The organism is Nocardia sp. X0981, from assembly GCF_977089955.1.
Genome location: NZ_OZ372435.1, coordinates 1,609,633 through 1,632,922, shown reverse-complemented (window position 1 = coordinate 1,632,922; position 23,290 = coordinate 1,609,633). Strand labels below are relative to the sequence as shown.

Sequence of the window (23,290 nt, the reverse complement as noted above, 5' to 3'; positions counted from 1 at the left end):
GGGGGGCGATAGGGCGACGAATCTAGTCCGTATCGGGTTGCAGCGCCGCGATCGCCGCCTCCAGCAGCGTCGACTCCACCACATCATCCCCCGTGTCCGGTACGACGTCGTTCGAAATCAGGGCGACAGTGAGAATCTCCATGGCCGCGCAGGCCCGCAGCATGCGCGCCGGGGTGGGGTCGGGTCCGGCGAGCCAGTCACGCAGGGTTCTGTTGGCGTCGACTATTACCGGGTACTGGTCGGCCACGGCGCCGATGATCGCGACGGCGTTGCGCACCATCATCTCTCCGGCGTCCCGGTGCCGGATCATGGCGCGGATGTACCTGCCCAGTATCGTCCGGCGCCCCTGCGCGTCGGGTGTCATTCCCTCTATCTCTTCGGCGAGGGCGCGCAGATCGTCGAGGAGAGGATTGATGATCGCGAGCAGGAGCTCGAGCTTCGAGGCGTAGTGATAGTAGAGCGACGGCTTTGTGATTCCGACCGCATCGGCGATCTCGCGCAGGCTGGTCTGCTCGAATCCCTTGGCCACGAACAGGCTCACCGCGGCGTCCCGGATGGCCCGCTTGGTGTTGCGACCTGCGATAACGTGCTCGTCAGCTTTCTGCTCAGCCATGCTCGGTCCTCTCGTTCCCCCGGAATCGCATCCGGCCGACACCGGAAGTCGAGCTTGTTCCTCCACTTAACCTGCCGGTAGCCTACCTACCGTACGGTAGATACATGGCGTCCCCCGTGTAGGCAGGGTCCATACAGCTCCGGGCACCGAGAACTATCCCGCCCGCGCAGCCGGGCCCGCAAAGCGACGTCGGCCGTCAGCTCGTCACAGCACATACGACCCCGCCGTCCCGGCCTCGCTAGGAGAAATCCCTCGTGTCCGTATTCCTGTACAGATGGGGAAAGTTCGCTTTCCGCCGGAAATGGATAGTGCTGCCCGTCTGGGCGCTGATACTGGTCCTGCTCGGCGGGGCCGCCGCGACACTTTCCAAACCCTTCCAGGACAGCTTCGAGATGCCGGGCCTACCGTCGGAACGGGCCACCGCCATCCTCGAGGAACATATGCCGCAGATGGCCTCGATGTTCAGTATCGATGCCATCACCGGCCAGTACGTGGTCGCCGCGAAGAACGGCACCCTGGCGGACGAGCCCAATACGACCGCGCTCGACGCGCTGGTCCAGCGGCTCAACGAGCTCGACATCATCGATCACACGGAACAGGTCGTCAATCCCGTCACCGCCACCGCCATGATGCCGGCGAGCCAGGAGGCCGCCCGGGAACAGGCCCGGGCCATGGCCGCCCTGCGACCCGGTGAGGCACCCCCCATGCCGGAGCCGAACTGCCTCGACGGGCAGGGCTCGCCGGAGTTCAAGGGACTGTGCGGCGGCGCACCGCTCAATGTGCTGAACGAAGAACGGCCGAAGACCGTCGCCGTACTCGATGTGAAGTTCACGATGCCGACGTTCTCGGATATCACCCCCGAGCACCGGGCGGCGGCCGAGGCGATCGCGCAGGAAGGCCGTAACGCGGGCCTGACCGTCGAACTCACCGGCGCCATCGCCCAGACCCAGCCCGAATCCGGGCAGGCCGAGATGATCGGTATCGGAGTAGCGCTGGTCGTCATGATCGTCGCCTTCGGCGCGATCGTCGCCGCGTTCGTCCCCATCGTCACCGGGATCGTCGGCGTGGCCTGCGCCGGTGCGCTCATCCTGACCGGCACCTCGCTGACCGAGGTGCCGACCTTCACCCCCATTCTGGCGTCGATGATCGGCCTGGCGCTGTCCATCGACTACGCACTGTTCATCGTCTCCCGGTACAAGCACGAACTGGTGGTACAGGATTCGCCGGAGGAGGCCGCCGGTATCGCGGTGGGCACCGCCGGTTCGGCCGTGGTGTTCGCGGGCCTCACGGTGGTGATCGCGCTGCTCGGTCTTTCCGTGGTGGGTATCGACTTCCTCACCCTCATGGGTATCGGTGGCGCCATCGCCGCCGGATTCGCGGTACTCGCCGCCATCACCCTGATGCCCGCGCTGCTCGGCGCGCTCGGCAAATACCTGTTCAAACCCAAATTGCCGCTGGTGGCCCGGCACGATCCCGAGGACGACGCTTCGGTCACCAACGGAATGCGTTTCGCCCGGATCATCGCCCGGGTACCGGTACTGACGTTGATCGCCAGCGCCGTCGTACTGGGCGCGCTCGCCGCCCCCGCCACCCAGCTGAACCTGGGACTGCCCGGCGGCGACAGCATGCCCGAGGACTCCTCGGTCCGTAAGGCCTACGAACTGCAGACCGAGGGCTTCGGCGAGGGCCGTAACGGCACGCTGGTGGTGGCGGTGGATCTCTCCGATACCCCGCAGGAGCAGCGCGACGCGGCCCTGACCGCACTGCGCGACCAACTGGCCGGTTACGAAGGTGTGGACTACCTGAGCGTCGCGCAGCCCAGCGAGGACGGGCAGGCCGCGCTGTTCCAGGTGGTACCCGATTCCGGCCCGAACAGCGCCGAAACCCAGGATCTGGTCGCACAGGCCCGGGATGCCGAGGCCGCGCTGCAGGACCGTTTCGGTATGGAGTACGGCATCACCGGCCAGACCGCCATCTACGCGGATGTGAACGGCGTGCTGCTGACCAGCATCATCCCGTACCTGGCCATCGTGGCGGTGGCCGCGTTCGTGCTGCTGCTGCTGGTGTTCCGGTCGATCCTGGTACCGCTGACCGCCGCGCTCGGCTTCCTGCTGTCGATGGCCGCGACCTTCGGCGTCACCGTACTGATCTTCCAGGAGGGCGCCTTCGGCCTGGTCGACGACACCCACCCGATCATCAGCTTCCTGCCCATCATGCTCATCGGGCTGGTCTTCGGCCTCGCCATGGACTACCAGGTGTTCCTGGTGACCCGGATGCGCGAGGAATACGTGCACGGCAAGGAGCCGAAGCAGGCGATGGTCGACGGCTACCACCACGGCGCGCGCGTGGTGGCCGCGGCGGCGATCATCATGATCTCGGTGTTCGGCGGTTTCATGCTCTCGCCCGATATCACTTCGAAGTCCATGGGCTTCGCGCTGGCCGCCGGAGTGTTCTTCGACGCCTTCCTGGTGCGCATGGTGCTGATTCCGTCGCTGCTGGTGCTGCTGGGTAAATGGGCCTGGTGGATGCCGGCCTGGCTGGACCGCATCCTGCCGGATATCGACGTCGAGGGCACCAAACTGCGGACTCCGCAGCAGCGGGAGGAATCCGTGGCCGCCGAGTCGGCGACCGTCGGCGTCTGATCGATCCGCGATCCCGAACCGGCCGGCGTCCCCATACGGGACGCCGGCCGGTTCGCTTTCCGGGCCCGGCGGTCAGCGCCAGGCCGGGAGTTCCGGCAGCGACGCCGGCAGGGATTCGTCCGCGCCGCGGCCGAGCAGCCATGCCAGCAGCGCCGCGGCCGGTGCCTCGATCACCCGATCTGGTTCCCCCGGCCCGAGCACGGCGGTGAAACCGGTATCCGCGGCGCGGATTTCGAAGGAACCCGCCTTCTGCCGACGCCCCAGGTCCGCGGCGGCCTCACCGAGCAGTTCCGCTACGAAACCGGCGGGCCACCGGGCCGGGGTGTAGCCGGCGGCGAGATCGACATGATGGATCAGCACCTCCTGCAACCGCATCCACGGGATCCGGTTCGCCTCGATCGGCGTCCCCTGCCTGGTCCGGACCTCCACCTGCCACTGCTCGGCGGAGAGCACCCCGGCCATCCCGGTGAGCCGGTTCGCGGATTCCGCGAGGTCGGCACGCTGCTCGGCGAGCGGTCGCGGCGCACCCGATTCGATATCGGAATCCCGCAACGCCGCACTGGCGTACTGCGGGGTCTCCACCCCGGTATGCGCCCAGAGCAGCAAATTCACCAGGCTGTCGGCATTACGGCACAGATGCGTCAGAACATGGCCGCGGGTCCAGCCCGGCAGCGCGGACGGCGCGGCGAGTGCCGCATCGTCGAGGGTTTCCACGGTGGCGAGCAGTTCGGTGGTCGCGTCGGTGACGGCTCGCATCCGCACATTGAGCAGTTCGATGAGTTCGCTGGACACGGACCGACCCTACTTCCGCGAACCGGCGCTCCCCCAGCGGTTCCGGGCACAGTGGCCGGGGCCCGGATCAGCGGTTCAGCGCGGCCTGCACCCGGTCGGCGGCCGCTACCGGATCCTCGTGCTCCCAGATCCGGATGACCTGCCAGCCCGCGGCGATCAGCGTGGCGTCGGTCGCGCGGTCCCGAGCGACATTGCCCGCCAGTTTCTCCGCCCACCATCCGGCGTTGTTCTTCGGGTCGGTGGCATGCTCGGGACAGCGATGCCAGAAGCAGCCGTCGACGTATACCGCGATCCGGCGGCGCGGGAACACCAGATCCGCGCGCCTGCGCTGCCCGCGGATCGGTGCCCGGTCCACGAAGTACCGCAGGCCGCGCCGGTGCAGTTCCCGGCGCAGGGCCAGCTCCGGCGCGGTATGCGCCCGCCGCTGCCGCGACATCCGCGCACTGGTCGCGGGGTCGGTGGACGGGCGGCGGCCGCTCATGCCGCCCAGCCGCCCATCCGGTCCAGATGTGCCTGCACATCGTCGAGGAAACCGGCCGGGAACCGGAGTCTGCCCATCTCCGTGCGGCGCAGAAAACCCGCCGTGGCACGGGCCGAGAGCAAACGGGTGTCGGTGAGGAAGAAACGCAGATCCTCGTACGGGTGGTGAACGGGCCAGGGCGAGAGCGGAACTTCGAACACCTGACCGGCGGCCCCCCAGGCCGCACCCGGCCAAGGACTGCCGGGCGGCAACGAGATATGCCCCGGTATCGGCTCGGCCGGGTTACGGAGCCGGGATCCCACCCAGGACGCCATCCGCACGCTCACGGCGTTGCCGACGAGTTTCCAGCGCTGCCCGGCCCGGAAACCGGGTGCGGTGAGCGCGGGTTCGGTCCAGCCCGGGGTGAAACCCTGCAGCCGCTCGCCATCGGTGATCCCGGGGGTGACGATCTCCCCGGAGGGCAACCGCACCGCCGGAGGGCTGGCGATCCCCACTCCGGACCCGCCTTTGAGCGTGGGCACGGCATTCACCACCCAGCCCAGGCCCCGCACCCCCTCGGTCCAGTAGAAACCGCAGGGGTCGTCGTCGGGGGAACCCAGCAGCCGGGGGCCGGCGTCGTCGGCGAACAGCACCGTACGCGGATCTTCGGTGCGCGAGGCCAGCATGAGGACCCGGTTGCGCCGCTGCGGCAGACCGAAAGCGCGGGCGTCCACCACCCGGTAGGCCCAGGTGTAGCCGAGTTCCTCCAGCGCCGCGGTGATATGCCGCATGGCCGCCCCGCGCCCCAGCTGCAACATGAAGGGAACGTTCTCGATCAGCAGCCAGCGCGGGCCCCGTTTACGCCGGACGAGCCGGAACACGTGATCGACCAGGCCCGACCGGCTTCCGGTGATCCCGGCGGTACGTCCCGCCTGCGAGAGGTCCTGGCAGGGGAAACCCGCGGCGACCAGTTCGGTATCCGGTGGGAGCGCACGCAGCCGGGTGATATCGGCGTGCAGTTCGGCTTCGGGGAAATGCGCCGCCAGCACCGCCTGCGCACCGGGATCTATCTCGCACAGCAGCGATGTGCACCAGCCGTGTTCCGACAGTCCGAGCTCCAGCCCACCGATTCCGGCGAAAAGCCCAACCATCCGCGCGCGCGTCACGAGGTCCTCTCTCATCCGGTCCGGCTCCGGAGAAGGAGGTTACCCCGCGTGTTTCCCGGGCCGACGAGGTCGGCGCCACCTCCGGCCACCCGGCATTCCCACCGTAGCCGGTCCCGCGCCCCGGCAAGTGACCGGTACCACAACGTAGCGATGGGGAGCACCGAACTCGGCGATCCGATACCCGCTCGGCGCCGGCCCTATCGAGCAGCGGGTCAAAGCTTTTCTCCCAGCCAGTTTTCGGCTGTCGGGGCAAACCTGCCGGTCTGGCAATATGGGCGCCATGAGATATCGCGTCGGCCTGGCCACGGTGATCTCGGGCGCCGTCGTCCTATCCGGTGCCGCCCTACCCCTCGTCGCCGAGGCGGCGCCGGGGAAATGGCATACCGCGCCCGCCCGGCCCGATACCGGTTCTGCCGAGGATCCCGGCCCCGTCGAACAAGCCGAACCGGTTCCGGCGCCGCGGGCCGCGATCGTCGGCGTCGAGCCGGTCGACGACCGGCTGCTCCGGGTCTTCGTCGATTCTCCCGCCATGCACCGCACCGTTCAGGTGCTGGTACTGCTGCCCGCGGACCGCAGCGCACCCCGGCCCACCATCTACATGCTCGACGGGCGCAGTACCCAGCCCGACAGCAACAACTGGCTGGATCGCGGCCGCGCCGCCGAGTTCTACGCCGACAAACCGGTGAACGTGGTGTTCACCGTCGGTGGCCCCGCCAGTTTCTACACCGACTGGCAGCGCCCCGACCCGGTCCTCGGCGTCAACAAATGGGAAACCTTCCTCACCGAGGAACTGCCGCCGCTACTGGATGCCCGCTTCGACGGTAACGGCCGCAACGCCGTGGTCGGCACCTCCATGGGCGCCGAAGCGGCCATGATGCTGGCGATCCGCAAACCTCACCTCTATTCGGCCGTGGGCGCGCACAGCGGCTGCTTCTCCACCGGAACCGATCTCGGCCAGGCCCAGGCACGGGTGGTCGTCTCCACCTACAAAGGCGATCCGGAGAACATGTTCGGCCCGCCCGACGATCCGGCCTGGCTCGCCCACGACGTGACCCTGCACGCGGCGGCGCTGCGCGGTAAGGCGCTGTACCTCTCGGTGGGTAGCGGGCATCCCGGCGTCCACGATGTACTGAGCGACCCCGAAACCCCGACGAGCGTCGTCGTCGGCGGCCCGCTGGAGGCCGCCACCGACTTCTGCACCCGACGCCTGACCCAGCGGCTGGACACCCTCGGTATCCCCTACACCGCCCACTTCCGCCCCACCGGCACCCATTCGTGGCCGTACTGGGCCGACGAACTGGTGGCCTCCTGGCCCACCATCGCCGGTGGGCTCGGGATCGGCTGAACCCGTTTCACGACCCGGCGAAGCGACGCGCGGTTTCCGCAGCGGTGGCGAATTCCAGGAACAGATCGTTCTCGTGCGGGTCACCGGCGGTGACCCGCACCCCTTCACCCGCGAACGGCCGGATCAGCACGCCCGCCTCCGCGCTCGCCTCCGCGAATTCGGTGGTGACCGGGCCGAGAGCTATCCACAGGAAGTTCGCTTCGCTCGGCGGCACCCGGTACCCGGCGGCCAGCAGCGCGGAGCGCATCCGTTCACGTTCGGCGATCACCGTCTCGGTGCGATCCAGCAATTCGTCCCGCGCTTCCAGCGAGGCGAGCGCCGCGGCCTGCGCCACCCGGCTGACGCTGAACGGGATGTGCACCTTGAGCAGCGCCGCGATCACCTCGGGCGCGCCCACCGCGTACCCCACCCGCAGCCCGGCCAGTCCGTAGGCCTTCGAGAACGTCCGCAGAACGACGACGTTCGGCCGGGAACGGGCCAGCTCCACCCCGTCCGGCCGATCCTCGGGCGTCAGCCGCAGATACTCGTAGTACGCCTCGTCCAATGCGACCAGGACATCGCCGGGCATCCGGTCCAGGAAACGTTCCAGCTCCGCCCGGCCGACCGCGGTACCGGTCGGATTGTTCGGGTTGCAGACGAACACCAACCGGGTCCGCTCGGTGATCGCGGCGGCGAGCGCGTCCAGATCGTGCACATGATCGGTCAGCGGCACGGTCACCGCGGTCGCGTTACCGACCTGGGTGATGATCGGGTACGCCTCGAAGGACCGCCATGCGAAGAGCACCTCGTCGGTAGGGGCGGAGCAGGTGATCTGCACCAGCTCCTGACACAGCGCCACGCTCCCGCAGCCGACGGCGATACGGTCCGGGGTCACCCCGAGGAACTCCGCGAGGGCCGCTCGTAGTTCGCCGGAGCCGTTGTCGGGGTAGCGGCTGGCGAGTTCCACCTCCTCGGCGATGGCCTTGCTCGCGGCCGGCAACGGACCGAAGGTGGTCTCGTTGCTCGCCAGCTTGACCGCGCCGGGACGGCTGCGGCCGGGAACGTACGCCGGAATGGAATCGAGGTCCGGCCGGATGTGCGCGGTCACGCATCGAGCTTAGTTCCGATCTCGATCCCGCCACGTTCGGGCTGTTCACCTGCAGGTTCTTCCGGCTCCGCGAATATCGCCCTACGCTGGGAACATGCCGGGCACTTATGACGATAAGGCGCTCCTGAGGCGTCACGACACGGAAGCGAACGGACCCGAGCAGCCCCCGGCGGGAGCTGTCACCAGCCCGGAAGCCACCGACCATGTGCCCATAACGGTGGTCGAGCCGGACGGCTACGCGCGCGGCGGGATCGTGCTGCTGCACGAGTCCCGCGAGTTCACCGGATCGTTGCTGAAACTGATGCACGCGCTCGCGGGCGAGGGCTGGCTGGTGGTGGCGCCCTACCTCTTCCACCGGGCCACCGCATCCTCGATGGGAGTGTTCGGCGACGAACTCTTCGAGGATTTCGACGCCTGCTTCGACTGGCTCATCCGCCGCGGCGTGTTCCCGGACTGTATCGGCGTGCTCGGTTTCGACACCGCCGGCACCGCGGCCTTCCTGGTGGCCACCGATCGGCCGGTCGGCGCCGCGGTGAGCGTATCCGCCACCGGGATCGCCGCTCCCCTCACCGAACAGGCCGAGGCGCTGGTCTCGGCCGCCCCACGCCTACAGGCCCCTTGGCTGGGCCTGTTCGGCGCCGAACCCGGCATCTCCCTCGACGAGATCGACCAACTCCGCGACGCCGCCGCCCGGGCGGCCACCGCGAGCCTCGTCGTGACCTACCCCGGTCTGCTGCACCGCGCCGACCATCCGGGCGCCGAAGACGACGAAGCGGAGGAGTTCATCGACTCACAAACCCGGATATTCGACTGGTTCGACAGCCATCTACGCTGATTGACCAGCCGTTTTGCAGTTCTACCCCAACCTCCGGTAGCCTTTCTGCTCGGCGGTTCGAAAGGACCGGTGCCTCGACCAGAAGGCTCCAGGAGGCGTGCCAGAGCGGCCGAATGGGACTCACTGCTAATGAGTTGTCCCTTCACGGGGACCGGAGGTTCAAATCCTCTCGCCTCCGCCACGCCCGGTTCACCGGGCGACAACTGAATAGCTACGCGCCCGTAGCTCAACGGATAGAGCATCTGACTACGGATCAGAAGGTTAGGGGTTCGAATCCCTTCGGGCGCACATTCTCGGGCCCTACCGGCTGCAGCCGGTAGGGCCCGAAGTTTGTTCGAGACGGCAAGGGCGTCCGATGCCGCCACCGGCCGAAAGCCCGCCGCGCGAGAAGAGCGACCGGCGACAGGACATTCCGTCCGGGCAAGAACGCCCTCCACAGGGCCGGACCTATGCGCTTCAAACTGCCACGCGCGTGATGTCGAAACGCGCTCATCGTGGGCTCTGCGGGTCGGCCGCTCGGCGCAACTCGTTGACGACCAGATCCGCCATGCTCAGAAACTCGAAGGCTTCGTCGGAAGTAACCGATCGCTGATGAACTGCGATGTTCCTGAGCTCACGAAGACTCTTGAGCATCAACGGCGTCCATTCCGCGAGCTTCTTGCCGGCGATCGCCGATTCGAGCGAGATCCTCCGTCGAACAGACCGTCGTTCGTCCGAAAGCGATTCCGCTGTCCACTCAGCGGCGAACTTGTCCACCTCCGAGTCGACTATCATCCACGCCTCAGCGATGGCGCCGGCCGGCGCAAGACGTGCCGCCGCACGTAGGCGTAACGGCAACGCCGCAGGAGGAGGGCTTTCCGGAAAATTGTTCGCCCGGCCCTCGGCATCGCTTTCCACTCGCGCAGGTGCGGTCTCTTCCGAGCCGTCGAGCGTTTCGAGCGCCTCGTCGACCGCCGTATCCCATATCACCCGTCCGCCGACAGGCCCCGCATTCAGCTCCAGTTCCGACGGCGGACGCTGAAATATCCGTGAAACCGGCCCCCTGAAGGCGAATACAGCCACCAACGCAACGGTCGGCCACATGGCGGCCGCAACCAACTCCATCCAGTTCACGGTGGGAATGTACGTCGAACCATATCCCCGGGAAGACGTTTCGAATCGCCTTCGGGGCGCATGTTCCCGGGCCCCTACCGGCTGCAGCCGGTAGGGGCCCGGAGCTCGTGCGGGATGGCAGCCGCTGCCTGAGCGGACTGCCGGGGGTCAGTCTTCGTCCCGCTCGACCGACAACACCGTGGCGGTGCTCATATCGACCGTCACCTCGTACTCGGCACCGTCGCGGCTGCGGACATCCACTTCCAGTTCGGGCGTGCCGTTCGAGGTGTCGACCTCGAAGGACTGCACGGTGGCTCCCAGCAGGACCCGCCGCGCCGCCTCCAGTGACTCCTCATCGCTGGGCGCCGGCTGGGCGAGCGCCGAGGCACCGCCGCCGCCGACCAGGATCGCCGCCAGTGCCGTACCCGCCGCCAGGCGGCGCAGCGCGCCGCCGGATCGACCGATAGTGAGCGCCATAGAAAGCCTCCTCCGTGTCAGGTGCTCGGTCCCACGCCTGTCGGAGCCCGCGGGAATCCGATATCGGTGCTGTTCAGGGCTTACTTCGACGAGTAACTACCCCCTTCGCCGACCGGTATGCACTCTTCTTCGCGCCGGCACCGACCTGCATCTGACGTAGGGAAAAATCTGCATCGGTGACTGTAGACATTCCCATTTGAGTGTTATATATTTCTGCTGAACAGAGTAAAAGTCCTGGTAGCCGGGTAGAAGAGGAACTTCCCGGAAGAACGAGGCAGTGATGACCACCCCTTCGGGCGCGGCAAGTACGGCGCCCGAAGGGGGCGACAAAATGGGTAACCGGCGGCGCCCGGCATCGACGCGGCTCGTAGGCGTCGGGGTCGCTGCCACCGGATTCACAGGAGGTGATCGACAGTCACGCTGAAGGAATCCTCGCGCCCTGCTCTATCCGAGGCGCGAAAGCATGGAGCCGATCATCGGATACGGCTTGTGAAGTAGACCCTTTCGGGCCCCCGGTGCACAGCACCGGGGGCCGACTCACGTTTCCCGGACAAGGTGTACATGGAACAGGCTCGACCCGAATCGGCAGACAATTCCCCCGGCCATACCGGCAATCTCGATGACGAGCATTACCCCGCCTACAGCATGGGTAGCGCCGCGGCGGCGCTCGGCGTCACCCAGGCCTTTCTGCGCACCCTCGACGCGGCCGAGTTGCTGAGCCCGCAACGCTCCGCCGGTGGGCACCGGCGCTATTCGCGACACCAACTACGTATCGCGGCCCGGGTCCGGGAACTGGTCGATCAGGGCACGGCCCTGGACGCCGCGTGCCGCATCATCACCCTCGAAGACCAACTCACCGAAGCCCAGCAGCTCAACACGGAACTGCGCCGGGCCCACGAGGCCCCTCCCGCCGAGGCCGGCCACAACCCGGCGGGATGATTCCGACTACTCCACCCCGGCACGTTCGGCCAGGGCTCGTAACGCGCTGTGCCGGCGTTCCTTCTCACGTAGGTCCCTGACAACCTGCTTCAGCAGTGTTTGGTATCGCACCCAATCGCGGCCGCCGATCCGCTCGGCGGTGAGCAGCAGGTCCAGGGCACGCTGATGCTGCCCTACACGGGTGAGCGCGGCTGCCTGATCGAGCAGATGGCGGGCTTGGCTCACCCGCGTAAGGCCTGCCCCGCCACCTGGCATTGCCTTCGCCGCTTCGATCGCCTCGGGGTATCGCTCCGAGGAGACGTTCACATCGACGGATTGCATCACCACTTGGGACGGTCCGAAATTGCACTCGTAATGCTTCGTATCGCCGGGCAACCGAGACGCCACTTCTTGCGCGGCGGCGGCGATGTCCAGCGCGTCCCGAGCCCGCTGCTGCCGACCGGCGGCGGTCGCGCCCTGCAGTACGAGCGACCCGTACACGGCCAAGTGCTCCTCCGATACGTTGCCCACCGGCTCCACCGATGCCGCCGCCTTCAGCGCCACTTTGTGTGACTCTTCGTAGCGTCCCTGAACCAGCAGTTGCCATGCCACCGAGCCACGTAATGTCGCGGAGAGAAGCGGATCGTTGCCGCGCTCGGCCGCAGTCAACGCGGATCGAATCGCCGTGAATGCCGGATCGGCCTGCCCGAGATGCACCAGTGTGCAGCCGGTAACCCAATACATGCGGGCCAGCAGTTCATGGGCGGGAGCGATATCAGCGCTGCTCGCAGTATGTGCGGTGGCTCGCAGTTGTGCCAGCCCCGGCGGAAGTACCGTGGTCAGCGTCTCGTACCGGCCGTTCCAGTAGGCGCCCCACGCGTAGTCCACCGCCCGCTGCGCCTCGTGCAGAGTGACCGGTGCTCGTTCGGGGCCGTCCTCCATCAGGTCGTCCACCGAGTTCAATGCCCGGCGGATCGCGACAACACCGGCATCCGGATCTTCGGATGGGATGCCGTACCGCTTACCCACCAGATCGGCTATATCGACATCGAGCGCCTTGGCGATCTTGTGCAGGCTCGCGATACTGGCGCCCTGCCGCTTGCCCTGCTCGAGCTGCCGGATCAGGGAAGGGTGCACTTCGGCCGAATCGGCCAGCTGGGTTTGGGTCATTGATTTGCCGCGAAAGTGCTTGATTCGCGCGCCGATGCTCGTGTCCATAGCTCCGACATCCTCTGCTGTGCCCCTGCTCATTCGAGACTACCGAGAATTCTGCAAACAAGTAACACAAGGCGTGTTACCTCAACCTTGTTGGAAGGACTTACTTTTCGAAACGCACCTGATTCCGGCATCCCTTGCGGCGGCATCGGGTGGCACGTCGAAGCAACCGAATCGCCTATGAGACATCGAGGTAACCCATGCATGAGGAGCGACCACCACTCCCCGTCAGAGGGTCGATCCACAACCAGGCCATCGCGTTGGCCAGGGACCTCTGGCAGGACGACCACCAAGCCACCGATATCTCGTTCCTGAAACGGGTGGCCGCAGGAATACGTGCGATACCCGATTATCCCACACCTCATTGCCGTTCCCGGGACCCCCTCCGCGGATACGCGCACGCGCATCAGGTGATGGCCGTGCATGCCCCGCATCGCTGCCCGCGCTACGAGATGGCGGCGGAATACGCGGCGGGGGTGCGGCCGTGACCGCATCGCCGCCGGGCAGGCGGGCGATCGTCATACACCGCAGCGGTGGGCGCGGTTCGGATTTCGAGCATCTGGTAGAGGCCCACAGGCTCGTGGTCGTGTACACCGTCGTCACCGACTCGACCGGGAAGCTCGGGGCGCTGATCGCGGTCCAGCATGTGCTCGAGCACGATGCCGATGTGGTGGTGCTCCCCCGGATGACGTGTCAGGAGGTGCGTGACGACCGGTCCTGGTACGCGGTTACCGCGCTCGCCGAGCTGGTGACCTCGACCGGCATTGTCGAACGCATCCCGTTCCCTACGTTCCCGAGCGGGGGCCCGTGATCAGCCGGTGATGATCGGAACCACGTAGGTGCGGGCGAATTCGTCGAGTTGTTCGTCGGAGTCCAGGGGGATCAGGCCCGAGGGGCAGAGGATGTAGGAGTGCAGCAGCCGGCACGCCACTTCGGCGCGGGTCAAAAGGTCGGCGGGTTCGGCCAGGAGTCCGGCGTCGGCGGCGCGGCACAGGGCGGTGTGGGCGGCCGCGACCGACATGGCGAAGACCGGGCCGCCCTCCACGGTGAGCTTTTCCAGGATCCGTTCCGGTTCCACCATGAGCATGCGTTTCACGAGGATGTGATCCCGCCATCGTGTGATCACGGTCACGAAAATGTCGGCGATCAGGTCGGCGAGGTTGTCGTGGCGGGTGGAGATGGCATCGACCTCGGTGAGGACGGCGGCGACCTCCCGGCTCACCACCGCCTGCACCACGTCGTCGCGGGAGCCGACGCGGCGGTAGACGGTGACTCGGTCGACCCCGGCCTGCCTGGCGATGTCTTCGATGGTCGTTTTCTTGACGCCGAACTCGCTGAATCTGATCAACGCCGCGTCCAGAATGCGAGCCTCGATACCATCCTGCAGTCCGGGTGACGATGGGTACGCGGCGGACATGAGTCAACGCTAGCAAGTACCGCTTCGGCACAAACACCTATCGGGCACTCACGCCGGACACACCGTCGGACAGTTGAGCGAATACAAAGCGGCACTCGCAATATTGCAACATTGCTATTAATAATGTTGCCGTGTAGATTCGCCGAATGGTGCAGACCAGCCAAGCAGCCGCTTGTTACTTTCTGGTGTGTCGTCCGGCCCGGCTATGGGGAAACAGCTGATGGGCACCCAGGTACCGGTACGCGGTTTGCAAATGATCGGCGCGGCGGTGGATGCCTGCCGGTCGATATTCGTCGCCCACCGTCCGCCCGCTTTCGTGCCGCGCCCGAAAACGATGTGGCCCAGCGGTTTCAATCGCAGCCTCGTGGTCGCCGCCATTCAGCGGGAAGCCGACGGCGTGGTCTCGGTGGTACTGGTGGATCCCGACGGGGACCCGTTACCGGCTTGGCTCCCGGGTGCTCACCTGGATATCTTCCTGCCGTCGGGGCGGCAGCGGCAGTACTCGCTGTGCGGGGAGCCGCGGGACCGGTCCGCCTACCGGATCGCCGTCCGGCTCATGCCGCACGGCAACGGAGGCTCGATCGAAATCCACGAAAACCTGCGCAGCGGTGACGTATTGCGGGTCCACGGCCCCCGGCACACCTTCCCGTTCGTCGACGCGCCGGAATACCTGTTCATCGCGGGCGGAATGGGCATCACCTCCCTCCTGCCCATGGCGCAGGCGGCGGGGCGGCGCGGCACCCTCGTCTACACCGGCCGCTGCCGCGATTCCATGCCGTTCCTCGACCGCGTCCCCGACGCCTGGATCCGGCCCGACGACGAGTTCGGCACACCGGATATGGAAGAGCTCATCGGATATTCGAATCCCGGTGCCGCCGTGTACGTATGCGGTCCCCGGCCGATGCAGGACGCCGCGATACAGGCGATGCCGAAAGCCAACCCGACGGGTTCGCTGTACATGGAGCGCTTCCAACCGGCGCGAACCGCCGCTGCTCATCCGAGACCGAACGCCTCGCTGCGGTCGGCATCCTGATCTTCTCCGGCCCCCGCCGCCCGGTACCGGCGAGTTGTCCCCATTCGTCTCCGGCGGTCACGGGAAGAACCGGTCGTACCGGATCGAACCACCCCTGACAGGAAAAAGCCCTTCACCCGATATCAGGTGAAGGGCGGAAGCGGTGGCGGAGGGATTTGAACCCTCGGAGGGGGGTTACCCCTCACACGCTTTCGAGGCGTGCTCCTTAGGCCGCTCGGACACGCCACCGCCCGCAACAATACCGGACCGAACGCGTATCCCTAAATCGGGGCCCGGACCTGCGATTTTCCGGCCAACGCCGCCGTGGCGGCCGAACCGCGACCCGGATCTCGCCCATCCACGGAACGGAGAGACGGCCCACCGGCGGCTCATACGCTCAGCGCTGGGAACGGAAGAAATCGTCCAGCACCGCCGCGCACTCCGCCTCCAGGATTCCCCCGCGCACCTGCGGCCGATGGTTGAGCCGGCGGTCCCGGACCACATCCCAGAGCGAACCCACCGCCCCCGTTTTGGGCTCCCACGCACCGAACAGCAACCGCTCCACCCGCGCCGCGACCAGGGCACCCGCGCACATCGTGCACGGTTCCAAGGTCACCGCGAGGGTGGTGCCGGTGAGCCGCCAGCCGTCGCCGTGCACTTCCGCGGCCCGTCGCAGGGCCAGGACCTCGGCGTGGGCCGTGGGGTCGCCGGTGGCCTCACGGGCATTGGCGGCGCGAGCCAGCTCCCGGCCCGCGCCGTCGAAGACCACCGCCCCGACCGGCACATCCCGCGGATCGGCCAGACCCGCCGCGGCGAGGGCCGCGCGCACCATATCGGTATCGGAGAGCGTGCCGCTCACTTGGGCAGTTTGTCGAGTACCGCTGAGAACTCGGTGGCGAAACCGAGCCGCTGAGCGATCATCGTGAGCTGCTCGTCCGGGTAGAGGTCGGTTTCCGCGAGGATCACGCTGAGCACGGGTTCCGGTAGGCCCAGATCGGCCAGGATACCGAGATCGCCCTCTTCCCACGGCTCGATATCGTCGAGCTCGTCGGGGTCGATATCGGGGATCTCGACGTGCAGTTCCTCCAGGACATCGGCGGCGATGTCGTAATCGATCGCGGCGGTGGCGTCCGATACCAGCAGCCGGGTGCCGCTGGGCGCGGGCCGCACCACGATGAAGAACTCGTCGTCGACGTCCAGGAGCCCGAAAACCGCACCCGAGGAGCGGAGAGCCCTGAGTTCGTTCTCCGCCGCGGACAGAGTGGTGAGCGCGGCCGCGGTCAGCGGGCTGCACCGCCAGGTACCGTCTTCTCGTACAACGGCCACCGCGAACCCCTCGACGTCGTCGTAATCATCCGACGCCGCCCTGTTCGTGCCCGAGCGCTGTGCTGCCATGGGCGCAACGGTAGTCGGCTCGAGGCGGTTAGATGAAGTCGTATGCGAATCTGTTCCGGTGACTGCTGACGACCATAAGGCGCTCTGTGTTCTCGGGACGGGTTTGATCGGCGGATCACTGCTGCGTGCGGTGACCGCGGCCGGTTACCCCGCATGGGGATACAACCGCTCGGCGCCGGGCGTGGCGGCGGCCCGGACCGCGGGTTTCGATGTCACCGGCGACCTCCCGGCCGCGCTGGGCCGCGCGGCCGACACCGATGCGCTGATCGTGGTGGCCGTGCCGATGCCCGCGGTCGACCCGATGCTGGACGCCGTTGCCGCCCACGCCCCGTTGTGCCCCCTTACCGACGTGGTGAGCGTCAAAGCACCTGTCGCGGCGGCCGTACGGCGCTACGGCCTGCAAGAACGCTATGTAGGTGGTCACCCGATGGCGGGAACCGCCGAATCGGGATGGCAGGCAACCGATCCCGGCCTGTTCCGGGGAGCCGCCTGGGCGGTCGGCGTGGAAACCGGCACCGATCCGCGTACCTGGACACGGGTCGCGCGGCTGGCCGTGGACTGCGGCGCGGTGGTGGTGCCGGTGATCGCCTCGGAACACGACCGCGCCGTGGCCCGCATCTCGCATCTGCCGCATGTACTCGCCGAGGCGCTGGCGGTGGCCGGGGCGCGAGGCGGGGATCTCGCGCTCGGCCTGGCGGCCGGCTCCTTCCGGGACGGCACCCGGGTCGCCGCGACCGCACCCGACCTGGTGCGCGCGATCTGTGAACCGAACTCCGAGGCACTGCTGGCGGTGCTGGACGAAACGCTCACCGCGTTGACCGAGGCGCGCACCGCACTGGCCACCGAGACCTCACTCGCCGGGCTGACCACGGCCGGGCACAACGCTCGCCGACGCTACGAAGCGGCTACACGCTGGGAGATCACCGATATCGAACCGGGCGCGGCGGGCTGGCTGGAGAAACTGCAGGAGGCCGGACGGGCGGGCGGAGTGATCACCCGCCTGTGACCGCGGGCACCGCCCGGTCTCAGACCCGCTGCGCCAGGCCCGGGTAGTCGAGTACGAAACCGTCGGGATCCACGGTCAGCGTGGCGCTGGAGACCGGGGAGAGCACGCTGATCCCGTCGCCGGCGCTGCTGTAGGTGAGTTCGGCCTCCTGCACGGTCAGATCGGGCAGGCCGACGTAGATCACCGGTACCTGCACATCCTCCATGGCGTGCTGCAGGCCGAACCGGCGGATCGGCAGGGTGTTGAAGAACGGGCTGAGCACCACATCCGCGTCCAGCGCGCCCCCGAAGGTGGACCTGATATGAGCACCGGTGGCATCGACCAGCCAGTAGTTCTCCTCGTCGCGGGCGAGCGAGGCGTGCCGTTCCCCCGCGGCGGTGGTGGTGCTCAGCGACAACCGCCTGGTGGCCCCGTTCTCGTCGGTGACCAGATCGTAGGAGGCGCTGAAGGCCGGATGTTCACCACAGCCGCAGCCGATGATGCGGCCGCTGGCGCGGATCCGGTCGCCGTTGAGCGTTACGCGAACCGATTCCATCCGCGAGCCGTCGTGCGCGCGCCAGGTGAGGACAGCGGGCCACCGCCCGGCTGCCGGCGTCGCCCCCGGTCCGGAGGTCACGTCGCTCGATTGCGTCACGTGTCCACCGTACGCAACACCGGCGCCGGGGGCGCTGATACAGGCGGTCGCGCCGCGCGGTCCGGCGGTGTGGTTCCCCGTGCTCCGGGCCGGGAAGGAGCGGAGACGGAGGGATTTGAACCCCCGGTCGCTCTCACGACTCTCGCTTTCAAGGCGAGTGCATTCGGCCGCTCTGCCACGTCTCCAGGGCCTCGATGGTAACCGATGCCCCTACCGGCGCCGGAAATCCGGCCGCGGCGGCGGAGCCGGGGTCAGCGCGGCACGGCGAGCAGATCACGGTTCACCCCCGCGAGATCGGCACACCCGGAAAGACCCATAGCGGAATCGAAATCGGCGAGCAGCAGGCGCAGCGCGTGGCGCACCCCCGCACCACCGGCGATCCCGAGCCCGTAGGCCCACGGGCGGCCGTAGCACACCGCTTTGGCGCCGAGGGCCAGCGCCACCAGGACATCGGAGCCGGTGCGGATACCGGAATCGAACAGCACGTCGGCCCGGTCGCCGACCGCCGAGACGATCGGACCCAGCGCGTCGAGAGCGGCTACGGAATTATCGAGCTGGCGGCCGCCGTGATTGCTCACCAGCACACCGTCCGCCCCGGCGTCGACCACCAGCCGGGCGTCGTCGGGATGCAGGATCCCTTTGACCGCGATCGGCAGATCGGTCCATTCGCGCAGTTTGGCCAGGTCGGCGGGGCGCAGAGTGTGGTTGCCGAACAGGCCCACCCAGGTGAGGATCGCCATCCGCATCGCTTCCTCGCTCTCCTCCGGCGCGGCGGAGAGCTTGGCCCGGAAGACCGGGTCGGAGAGGTAGTTGGCGATACCCTTGCCCAGCAGGAACGGCAGATGGCCGAGTTCGAGATCACGCGGACGCCACCCCAGGGACGGCGTGTCGACGGTGACCACGATCGCTTTCGCGCCGGCCCGCTGCGCCCGCTGCACGAACGACTGCGCGAGTTCGTCGTCGGCGGGCCAGTACAGCTGATACCACCAGTCTCCGGCCGCCTCGCCCACCTCTTCGATGGTGGACGACGAGGCGGTGGACAGTACGGTGCCCACCCCGAGTTCCCGGGCCACCCGGGCCACCACGACCTCACCCTTCTCGTGCAGCAACTCCAGCACGCCGATGGGCGCCGTCAGCACGGGCGCGGCGAATGTGGTGCCGAGGACCTCCACCGTGGTATCGCGCCCACCGGGCCCGCTGGTGCCGCAGAGCATGCGGGGCACGATCCGGTAGCGGTCGAACGCGGACCGGTTGGCCACGGCGGTCCGCTCGCTGGACGCGCTGCCCGCGACGTAGGCGAACGCGCGGGCGTCGAGCAACTCTCCGGCACGCTCCTCGAGACCGTCCGCTGTCATCGGCAGTTCGGGTACCACACCTCCGATTCCCTGGAGGTAGATCTCGTTCTGGAAGTCTATGAAGCTGCTCACAGTCGCTCACGCTAGCCCTGTCCGGCGCCGGGGACACCCTCCTCGGCGATTTCGAGGGACCGCGGCCCCTCCCGTGGCAGGGCCGACCGCTCCGGTCGCGTCAGTCGCGGTCCAGGGACCTGTGGTAATCGGTCTCGCCCCAGGCGTTCCACAGGATCGGATGCGCGCCGGGCCCGCATTCCTCGGCCCATCGGATCGTGGATTCCCCACGCATTCGCTCGGCGTGCCGATACAGGACACGCAGGTTGGTGCACAACCCGGCCATACCGGCGGTAGCCGCACCCACATCGGTGTTGGTGCATTCCACCTCTACGCGGCTGTCGACCGGTACCGCCGAACAGTGCACGAACCCGGGCGGTGCCGCATGCGCCGCGCCGGCCCCGGTCACCGATACGCCCGTGACCGCGAGGGCGGCCACCACCGCCCCCACAAGAGAAACGCGCTGCTTGCGCCCACTCACGTTCACCATCGAAACTCCTTCCGCGCTGGGCACCGGACCTTTCGAAAGGACTCTAAATAAATCGGGCAAACCTCCCATCGAGGGGAAGCCGGGACCGGACCACGGCCGAATCGGCGAGATCTCTCCGGTCACGCCGCCGAGGCGCCTCGTGGTGCACTATGGGTCGGTGCGCGCGATCAACTTGAAGGCATTCGGCGGCCCCGAAGTCATGGAGTTCTCCGATGCGCCCGACCCCGTGCCGGGGCGCGGTGAGGTGCTGATCGAGGTGGCGGCGGCCGGGGTGAACCGGGCCGATCTGCTGCAGCGGCGGGGCTACTACGCTCCGCCCCCGGGCACCACCCCCATTCCCGGCCTCGAATGCTCCGGGGTGATCGCCGCCGTCGGCGAAGGGGTGCGCGAGTGGTTGGTGGGCGACCGGGTGTGTGCCCTGCTTTCCGGCGGTGGCTACGCCGAGAAGGTGGTGGCGCCCGCCGGACAGCTGCTGCCGGTACCGGAGGGCCTGGACCTGGCCGCCGCGGCCGGTCTTCCCGAGGTAGCCGCGACGGTGTGGTCGAACCTGGTGATGACCGCCGGTCTGCACTCCGGCCAGCTGCTGCTCGTCCACGGCGGCGGCAGCGGTATCGGTACCCACGCCATCCAGGTGGCCAAGCAACTGGGCGCCCGCGTCGCGGTGACAGCGGGGTCGGCGGCGAAACTGGCGCGCTGCGCCGAACTCGGGGCCGATGTGCTGATCAACTACCGGGAACACGATTTCGTGGACCTGGTCCGCGCCGAACAGGGCCTGGGCGGCCCCGGCGCGGACATCATCCTCGACAACATGGGCGCGGCCTACCTCGGGCGTAATGTGGCGGCGCTGGCGCTGGACGGTCAGATACTGGTGATCGGGATGCAGGGCGGGGTGAACGCCGAACTGGACCTGGCCGCGCTCATGGCCAAACGGGGAACGGTGCGCGCCATCAAACTGCGGGACCGCCCGGCCACCGGGCGCGGTAGCAAGGCCGACATCATCGCCGCGGTCCGCGCTGACGTGTGGCCGCTGCTGGAGACCGGCGCGATCGTTCCGGTGATCCACGCCGAGGTACCGGTGAGCGAGGCCGGGCGCGCCCACGAGATGCTGGACGAACACGAGACCTTCGGCAAGGTGATCCTGCGGGTCGGCGAATACTGACCCGGCCGGTGCGATGCCCCGGCCGGCGCTAGCTCAGCGCGGTGAGCGCCCGGCCGAGCAGGTCGATCTCGCGCCGGGTGGTGTACGGCGCGAGACCGATCGTCACCGCGCCGCCCTCGTCGTTGACGCCCAGCGCGTCCAGCAAGCGGCTGCCACCGTGGGTCCCGGCCAGCACGTTGATCCGCTTATCGGCCAACTGGGCGGCGATCTTCTCCGCCTGCATACCCTCGATCGTGAAACTGACCGTCGGAATACGGGTGGACGCCCGGCCGATCACGGTGAGCCCGGTGATCTTGTCCAGGGTGGACATCAAATGTTCGAACAACTGGTCGTGATAGTCCTGCAGCGAGGTGATCGAGATCTCCAACCGCTCCCGCCGCGTCCCCTCGGCCCGTTCGTCGAGACCGGCCAGATAGTCGATCGAGTTGGTGAGGCCGGCCAGCAGCGCGTACTGGTGCCCGCCCACCTCCAGCCGCTCGGGCCCCTTCGCATACGGGTTGAGCGCCATGGACGGGATCCGGTCCAGGAAGGCCGGATCGCGGAACACCAGGGCGCCGATCTGCGGGCCGCCCCAGCTGGGGCCGCTGAGCGCCACCACATCGGCCTTCAGGTCCTCGATATCGACCAGCGCGTAGGGCGCGGCACCGACCGCGTCGGCGACCAGCAGCCCGCCGACCTCGTGGACCCGTTCCGCCGCTACGCGCACCGCGGGCGCCGACCCCACGATGGGGGACGCCGCGGTCAGTGCCACCAGGCGCGCGGTGGGACCGATGAGTTCCTCGAATTGCCAGGAGGGCATCTCGCAGGTCTCGATCTCCACCTCGGCCCAGCGCACATGCGCGCCGTACCGGTTCGCGATACGCAACCAGGGCGCCACATTCGCTTCGTCGTCCAGCCGGGAGAGCACGATCCCGGTGCCCAGCCCCAGCCGCGAACTCAACGATTCGGCGAGCCAGGCCAGCAGTACGGCACGGTCGGGCCCCAGGACGACCCCGCTGGGGTCCGCGCCCACGAGATCCGCGACGGCCACCCGGGCCTCCTGCAGGATCTCGGCACTGCGTTTGGCCGCGCCGTGACGGCCCAGATGGGAGGAGGACGACGAGCGGAAACCGATCGACACCGCGCGCGAAACCGAATCCGGAACAAGCATGCCCGCCTGCGGAGCCAGGTTGATCCAGCCGTCGGCCAGGGAGGGGATGAGTCCCCGGACCCGCGCGACGTCGTAAGTCATGCAGGTCACTCTAAGCCAGAGGCCGCGAGCCGGTAACCCTGGTCCAGCCCATTGCGCGGTCGGTAACCCGTATCACCACCACCAGCTTTAGCGCGTTCGGCGCGGACACGACATGATGGTGACCATGACGCAATCGGATGACGCATCGGATCCCGTTGTCGTGATCGGTCCCGAGGGCCGCCCCCTGGTGCTCCCCCCGGGCGCGTCGGGCGCGTCGTACCCGGGTCGCGAGGAATCCGAACCGGACGCACCGGAGCGCGACAACTCCGAATCGCTGGCCGATATGGTCGAACAGCCGGCCAAGGTCATGCGGATCGGAACCATGATCAAACAGCTGCTGGAGGAGGTGCGGGCGGCACCGCTCGACGATGCCAGCCGCACCCGCCTGGCCGAGATCCACAAATCCTCCGTACGGGAACTGGAACAGGGGCTGGCACCGGAGCTGCGGGAGGAGCTGGAACGCCTGGCCCTGCCGTTCAGCGAGGAAGCCGTTCCCTCCGACGCGGAGCTGCGTATCGCGCAGGCCCAGCTGGTGGGCTGGCTGGAGGGGCTGTTCCACGGTATCCAGACCGCGCTGTTCGCCCAGCAGATGGCCGCACGGGCCCAGCTCGAGCAGATGCGCCAGGGCGCCCTGCCGCCCGCGCTCCACACGGCCGAGACCCGCGGCGGCCAGCACGGACAGTCGATCGGGGGCACCGGACAATACCTCTGAACGCGGTGGTGTATATGGCCAGGCGGTACCGGGACTCCCCCTCGGGGTAGTGTCGTGCACCGTGCCTGCAGCTTCCGCTCGCTCTGACCTGGTAACAACCGAAACCGCGGAGAGCACCGACGAGAGCTCGGTGCGTCCCGACGACACTTCCGCCGCAGATGAGAAGCCCGTGAGTTCCGAGCAGAC

General features: G+C 67.9%; 25 protein-coding genes and 4 tRNA genes. 12 read left to right on the top strand and 17 right to left on the bottom strand.

All coding sequences use genetic code 11. The features are described 5' to 3' along the window. Window positions 1-22 precede the first annotated feature (22 nt). Entirely contained in the window at window positions 23-613 is a 591-nt protein-coding gene (locus ACYR7D_RS07180) for a TetR/AcrR family transcriptional regulator (RefSeq protein WP_459548837.1), read from the bottom strand. A gap of 254 nt (window positions 614-867) precedes the next feature. Between ACYR7D_RS07180 and ACYR7D_RS07175 the strand changes: the two genes are divergently transcribed. Beyond that, a complete protein-coding gene (locus tag ACYR7D_RS07175; protein WP_459548836.1) occupies window positions 868-3,255 on the top strand; it encodes an MMPL family transporter in 2,388 nt (795 codons plus the stop codon). Window positions 3,256-3,327: 72 nt separating this feature from the next. Here the strand turns inward: ACYR7D_RS07175 and ACYR7D_RS07170 are convergent, their stop codons facing one another. The 3 genes from ACYR7D_RS07170 to ACYR7D_RS07160 form a co-directional block, all read right to left on the bottom strand. Beyond that, window positions 3,328-4,047 (bottom strand): maleylpyruvate isomerase family mycothiol-dependent enzyme, encoded by a 720-nt coding sequence (locus ACYR7D_RS07170; RefSeq protein WP_459548835.1) that lies wholly within the window; start codon window positions 4,045-4,047, stop codon window positions 3,328-3,330. Window positions 4,048-4,114: 67 nt separating this feature from the next. Beyond that, entirely contained in the window at window positions 4,115-4,528 is a 414-nt protein-coding gene (locus ACYR7D_RS07165) for a very short patch repair endonuclease (protein ID WP_459548834.1), read from the bottom strand. Further along, on the bottom strand, window positions 4,525-5,658 hold the full coding sequence (locus ACYR7D_RS07160; protein WP_459550062.1) for a DNA cytosine methyltransferase: 1,134 nt from the start codon (window positions 5,656-5,658) through the stop codon (window positions 4,525-4,527). The genes ACYR7D_RS07165 and ACYR7D_RS07160 overlap by 4 nt, the downstream gene beginning before the upstream one ends. A 295-nt stretch (window positions 5,659-5,953) precedes the next feature. On the opposite strand from ACYR7D_RS07160, the gene ACYR7D_RS07155 reads away from it, so the two are divergent. Then, entirely contained in the window at window positions 5,954-7,018 is a 1,065-nt protein-coding gene (locus tag ACYR7D_RS07155; RefSeq protein WP_459548833.1) for an alpha/beta hydrolase, read from the top strand. Between the two features lie 7 nt (window positions 7,019-7,025). On the opposite strand, the gene hisC is transcribed toward ACYR7D_RS07155, so the two are convergent. Further along, window positions 7,026-8,105 (bottom strand): histidinol-phosphate transaminase, encoded by a 1,080-nt coding sequence (hisC, locus tag ACYR7D_RS07150; RefSeq protein WP_459548832.1) that lies wholly within the window; start codon window positions 8,103-8,105, stop codon window positions 7,026-7,028. Window positions 8,106-8,199: 94 nt separating this feature from the next. Here hisC and ACYR7D_RS07145 point away from each other — a divergent pair, with 94 nt between their 5' ends. The 3 genes from ACYR7D_RS07145 to ACYR7D_RS07135 all read left to right on the top strand — a co-directional run bounded on the left by ACYR7D_RS07145 (window position 8,200) and on the right by ACYR7D_RS07135 (window position 9,228). Continuing rightward, window positions 8,200-8,940 carry a dienelactone hydrolase family protein gene (locus tag ACYR7D_RS07145; protein WP_459548831.1) on the top strand — a complete coding sequence of 247 codons (741 nt, stop codon included), beginning with the start codon at window positions 8,200-8,202 and terminating at the stop codon, window positions 8,938-8,940. 91 nt (window positions 8,941-9,031) lie between these two features. Next, window positions 9,032-9,121: transfer RNA gene (locus ACYR7D_RS07140), tRNA-Ser, on the top strand. A gap of 34 nt (window positions 9,122-9,155) precedes the next feature. After that, window positions 9,156-9,228, top strand: a tRNA-Arg gene (locus tag ACYR7D_RS07135). Window positions 9,229-9,429: 201 nt separating this feature from the next. Here the strand turns inward: ACYR7D_RS07135 and ACYR7D_RS07130 are convergent. Both ACYR7D_RS07130 and ACYR7D_RS07125 read right to left on the bottom strand, forming a co-directional pair. Beyond that, window positions 9,430-10,053 carry a hypothetical protein gene (locus tag ACYR7D_RS07130; RefSeq protein WP_459548830.1) on the bottom strand — a complete coding sequence of 208 codons (624 nt, stop codon included), beginning with the start codon at window positions 10,051-10,053 and terminating at the stop codon, window positions 9,430-9,432. A 147-nt stretch (window positions 10,054-10,200) separates the two neighbouring features. After that, a complete protein-coding gene (locus ACYR7D_RS07125) occupies window positions 10,201-10,509 on the bottom strand; it encodes a PepSY domain-containing protein (protein ID WP_459548829.1) in 309 nt (102 codons plus the stop codon). Between the two features lie 561 nt (window positions 10,510-11,070). Between ACYR7D_RS07125 and ACYR7D_RS07120 the strand changes: the two genes are divergently transcribed. After that, window positions 11,071-11,448: a helix-turn-helix domain-containing protein gene (locus ACYR7D_RS07120; protein ID WP_459548828.1), complete on the top strand. Its 378-nt coding sequence runs from the start codon at window positions 11,071-11,073 to the stop codon at window positions 11,446-11,448. A 6-nt stretch (window positions 11,449-11,454) separates the two neighbouring features. Here the strand turns inward: ACYR7D_RS07120 and ACYR7D_RS07115 are convergent, their stop codons facing one another. After that, a complete protein-coding gene (locus tag ACYR7D_RS07115) occupies window positions 11,455-12,597 on the bottom strand; it encodes a helix-turn-helix domain-containing protein (RefSeq protein ID WP_459548827.1) in 1,143 nt (380 codons plus the stop codon). 245 nt (window positions 12,598-12,842) lie between these two features. On the opposite strand from ACYR7D_RS07115, the gene ACYR7D_RS07110 reads away from it, so the two are divergent. Continuing rightward, window positions 12,843-13,130, top strand: a complete 288-nt coding sequence (locus tag ACYR7D_RS07110) for a hypothetical protein (RefSeq protein ID WP_459548826.1) — start codon at window positions 12,843-12,845, stop codon at window positions 13,128-13,130. Next, window positions 13,127-13,453: a hypothetical protein gene (locus tag ACYR7D_RS07105; protein ID WP_459548825.1), complete on the top strand. Its 327-nt coding sequence runs from the start codon at window positions 13,127-13,129 to the stop codon at window positions 13,451-13,453. Before ACYR7D_RS07110 ends, ACYR7D_RS07105 begins: the two co-directional genes overlap by 4 nt. Here ACYR7D_RS07105 and ACYR7D_RS07100 read toward each other — a convergent pair whose 3' ends face one another. Continuing rightward, window positions 13,454-14,059: a TetR/AcrR family transcriptional regulator gene (locus tag ACYR7D_RS07100; RefSeq protein WP_459548824.1), complete on the bottom strand. Its 606-nt coding sequence runs from the start codon at window positions 14,057-14,059 to the stop codon at window positions 13,454-13,456. It abuts the gene before it with no gap. A 220-nt stretch (window positions 14,060-14,279) separates the two neighbouring features. On the opposite strand from ACYR7D_RS07100, the gene ACYR7D_RS07095 reads away from it, so the two are divergent. Beyond that, the gene (locus tag ACYR7D_RS07095; protein WP_459548823.1) at window positions 14,280-15,092 is read left to right on the top strand and encodes a ferredoxin reductase; all 813 of its coding nucleotides are present in this window, start codon (window positions 14,280-14,282) and stop codon (window positions 15,090-15,092) included. 140 nt (window positions 15,093-15,232) lie between these two features. Here the strand turns inward: ACYR7D_RS07095 and ACYR7D_RS07090 are convergent. The 3 genes from ACYR7D_RS07090 to ACYR7D_RS07080 form a co-directional block, all read right to left on the bottom strand. Next, window positions 15,233-15,320 (bottom strand) — tRNA-Ser (locus tag ACYR7D_RS07090). Window positions 15,321-15,468: 148 nt separating this feature from the next. Beyond that, the gene (locus ACYR7D_RS07085) at window positions 15,469-15,903 is read right to left on the bottom strand and encodes a nucleoside deaminase (RefSeq protein ID WP_459550061.1); all 435 of its coding nucleotides are present in this window, start codon (window positions 15,901-15,903) and stop codon (window positions 15,469-15,471) included. Between the two features lie 23 nt (window positions 15,904-15,926). Then, window positions 15,927-16,466, bottom strand: coding sequence for a tRNA adenosine deaminase-associated protein (locus ACYR7D_RS07080; protein WP_459548822.1), 540 nt, complete (start codon window positions 16,464-16,466; stop codon window positions 15,927-15,929). Window positions 16,467-16,524: 58 nt separating this feature from the next. Between ACYR7D_RS07080 and ACYR7D_RS07075 the strand changes: the two genes are divergently transcribed. Then, window positions 16,525-17,472, top strand: coding sequence for a prephenate dehydrogenase (locus ACYR7D_RS07075; RefSeq protein WP_459548821.1), 948 nt, complete (start codon window positions 16,525-16,527; stop codon window positions 17,470-17,472). A 19-nt stretch (window positions 17,473-17,491) separates the two neighbouring features. Here the strand turns inward: ACYR7D_RS07075 and ACYR7D_RS07070 are convergent, their stop codons facing one another. The 4 genes from ACYR7D_RS07070 to ACYR7D_RS07055 all read right to left on the bottom strand — a co-directional run bounded on the left by ACYR7D_RS07070 (window position 17,492) and on the right by ACYR7D_RS07055 (window position 20,002). Beyond that, window positions 17,492-18,106, bottom strand: a complete 615-nt coding sequence (locus ACYR7D_RS07070; RefSeq protein ID WP_459548820.1) for a putative glycolipid-binding domain-containing protein — start codon at window positions 18,104-18,106, stop codon at window positions 17,492-17,494. A gap of 100 nt (window positions 18,107-18,206) precedes the next feature. Then, window positions 18,207-18,291, bottom strand: a tRNA-Ser gene (locus tag ACYR7D_RS07065). A 66-nt stretch (window positions 18,292-18,357) separates the two neighbouring features. Next, on the bottom strand, window positions 18,358-19,533 hold the full coding sequence (locus ACYR7D_RS07060; RefSeq protein WP_459548819.1) for a lactate 2-monooxygenase: 1,176 nt from the start codon (window positions 19,531-19,533) through the stop codon (window positions 18,358-18,360). Between the two features lie 100 nt (window positions 19,534-19,633). After that, window positions 19,634-20,002, bottom strand: coding sequence for a hypothetical protein (locus tag ACYR7D_RS07055; RefSeq protein ID WP_459548818.1), 369 nt, complete (start codon window positions 20,000-20,002; stop codon window positions 19,634-19,636). 157 nt (window positions 20,003-20,159) lie between these two features. Here ACYR7D_RS07055 and ACYR7D_RS07050 point away from each other — a divergent pair, with 157 nt between their 5' ends. Next, complete coding sequence (locus tag ACYR7D_RS07050) at window positions 20,160-21,161, top strand: NAD(P)H-quinone oxidoreductase (protein WP_459548817.1); 1,002 nt, start codon at window positions 20,160-20,162, stop codon at window positions 21,159-21,161. 28 nt (window positions 21,162-21,189) lie between these two features. On the opposite strand, the gene ACYR7D_RS07045 is transcribed toward ACYR7D_RS07050, so the two are convergent. Then, entirely contained in the window at window positions 21,190-22,392 is a 1,203-nt protein-coding gene (locus ACYR7D_RS07045) for a cysteine desulfurase-like protein (RefSeq protein WP_459548816.1), read from the bottom strand. A gap of 124 nt (window positions 22,393-22,516) precedes the next feature. On the opposite strand from ACYR7D_RS07045, the gene ACYR7D_RS07040 reads away from it, so the two are divergent. After that, window positions 22,517-23,104: a bacterial proteasome activator family protein gene (locus ACYR7D_RS07040; protein WP_459548815.1), complete on the top strand. Its 588-nt coding sequence runs from the start codon at window positions 22,517-22,519 to the stop codon at window positions 23,102-23,104. Window positions 23,105-23,290: the final 186 nt, after the last annotated feature.

Excerpts from the sequence above, each read along its gene's own strand:
- ACYR7D_RS07180 (WP_459548837.1), bottom strand. The coding sequence starts at position 613 with ATGGCTGAGCAGAAAGCTGACGAGCACGTTATCGCAGGTCGCAACACC.
- ACYR7D_RS07165 (WP_459548834.1), bottom strand. The coding sequence starts at position 4,528 with ATGAGCGGCCGCCGCCCGTCCACCGACCCCGCGACCAGTGCGCGGATG.
- ACYR7D_RS07160 (WP_459550062.1), bottom strand. The coding sequence starts at position 5,658 with ATGGTTGGGCTTTTCGCCGGAATCGGTGGGCTGGAGCTCGGACTGTCG.
- ACYR7D_RS07155 (WP_459548833.1), top strand. The coding sequence starts at position 5,954 with ATGAGATATCGCGTCGGCCTGGCCACGGTGATCTCGGGCGCCGTCGTC.
- ACYR7D_RS07145 (WP_459548831.1), top strand. The coding sequence starts at position 8,200 with ATGCCGGGCACTTATGACGATAAGGCGCTCCTGAGGCGTCACGACACG.
- ACYR7D_RS07125 (WP_459548829.1), bottom strand. The coding sequence starts at position 10,509 with ATGGCGCTCACTATCGGTCGATCCGGCGGCGCGCTGCGCCGCCTGGCG.
- ACYR7D_RS07120 (WP_459548828.1), top strand. The coding sequence starts at position 11,071 with ATGGAACAGGCTCGACCCGAATCGGCAGACAATTCCCCCGGCCATACC.
- ACYR7D_RS07115 (WP_459548827.1), bottom strand. The coding sequence starts at position 12,597 with ATGACCCAAACCCAGCTGGCCGATTCGGCCGAAGTGCACCCTTCCCTG.
- ACYR7D_RS07110 (WP_459548826.1), top strand. The coding sequence starts at position 12,843 with ATGCATGAGGAGCGACCACCACTCCCCGTCAGAGGGTCGATCCACAAC.
- ACYR7D_RS07100 (WP_459548824.1), bottom strand. The coding sequence starts at position 14,059 with ATGTCCGCCGCGTACCCATCGTCACCCGGACTGCAGGATGGTATCGAG.
- ACYR7D_RS07095 (WP_459548823.1), top strand. The coding sequence starts at position 14,280 with ATGGGCACCCAGGTACCGGTACGCGGTTTGCAAATGATCGGCGCGGCG.
- ACYR7D_RS07085 (WP_459550061.1), bottom strand. The coding sequence starts at position 15,903 with ATGGTGCGCGCGGCCCTCGCCGCGGCGGGTCTGGCCGATCCGCGGGAT.
- ACYR7D_RS07080 (WP_459548822.1), bottom strand. The coding sequence starts at position 16,466 with ATGGCAGCACAGCGCTCGGGCACGAACAGGGCGGCGTCGGATGATTAC.
- ACYR7D_RS07055 (WP_459548818.1), bottom strand. The coding sequence starts at position 20,002 with ATGGTGAACGTGAGTGGGCGCAAGCAGCGCGTTTCTCTTGTGGGGGCG.
- ACYR7D_RS07045 (WP_459548816.1), bottom strand. The coding sequence starts at position 22,392 with ATGACTTACGACGTCGCGCGGGTCCGGGGACTCATCCCCTCCCTGGCC.
- ACYR7D_RS07040 (WP_459548815.1), top strand. The coding sequence starts at position 22,517 with ATGACGCAATCGGATGACGCATCGGATCCCGTTGTCGTGATCGGTCCC.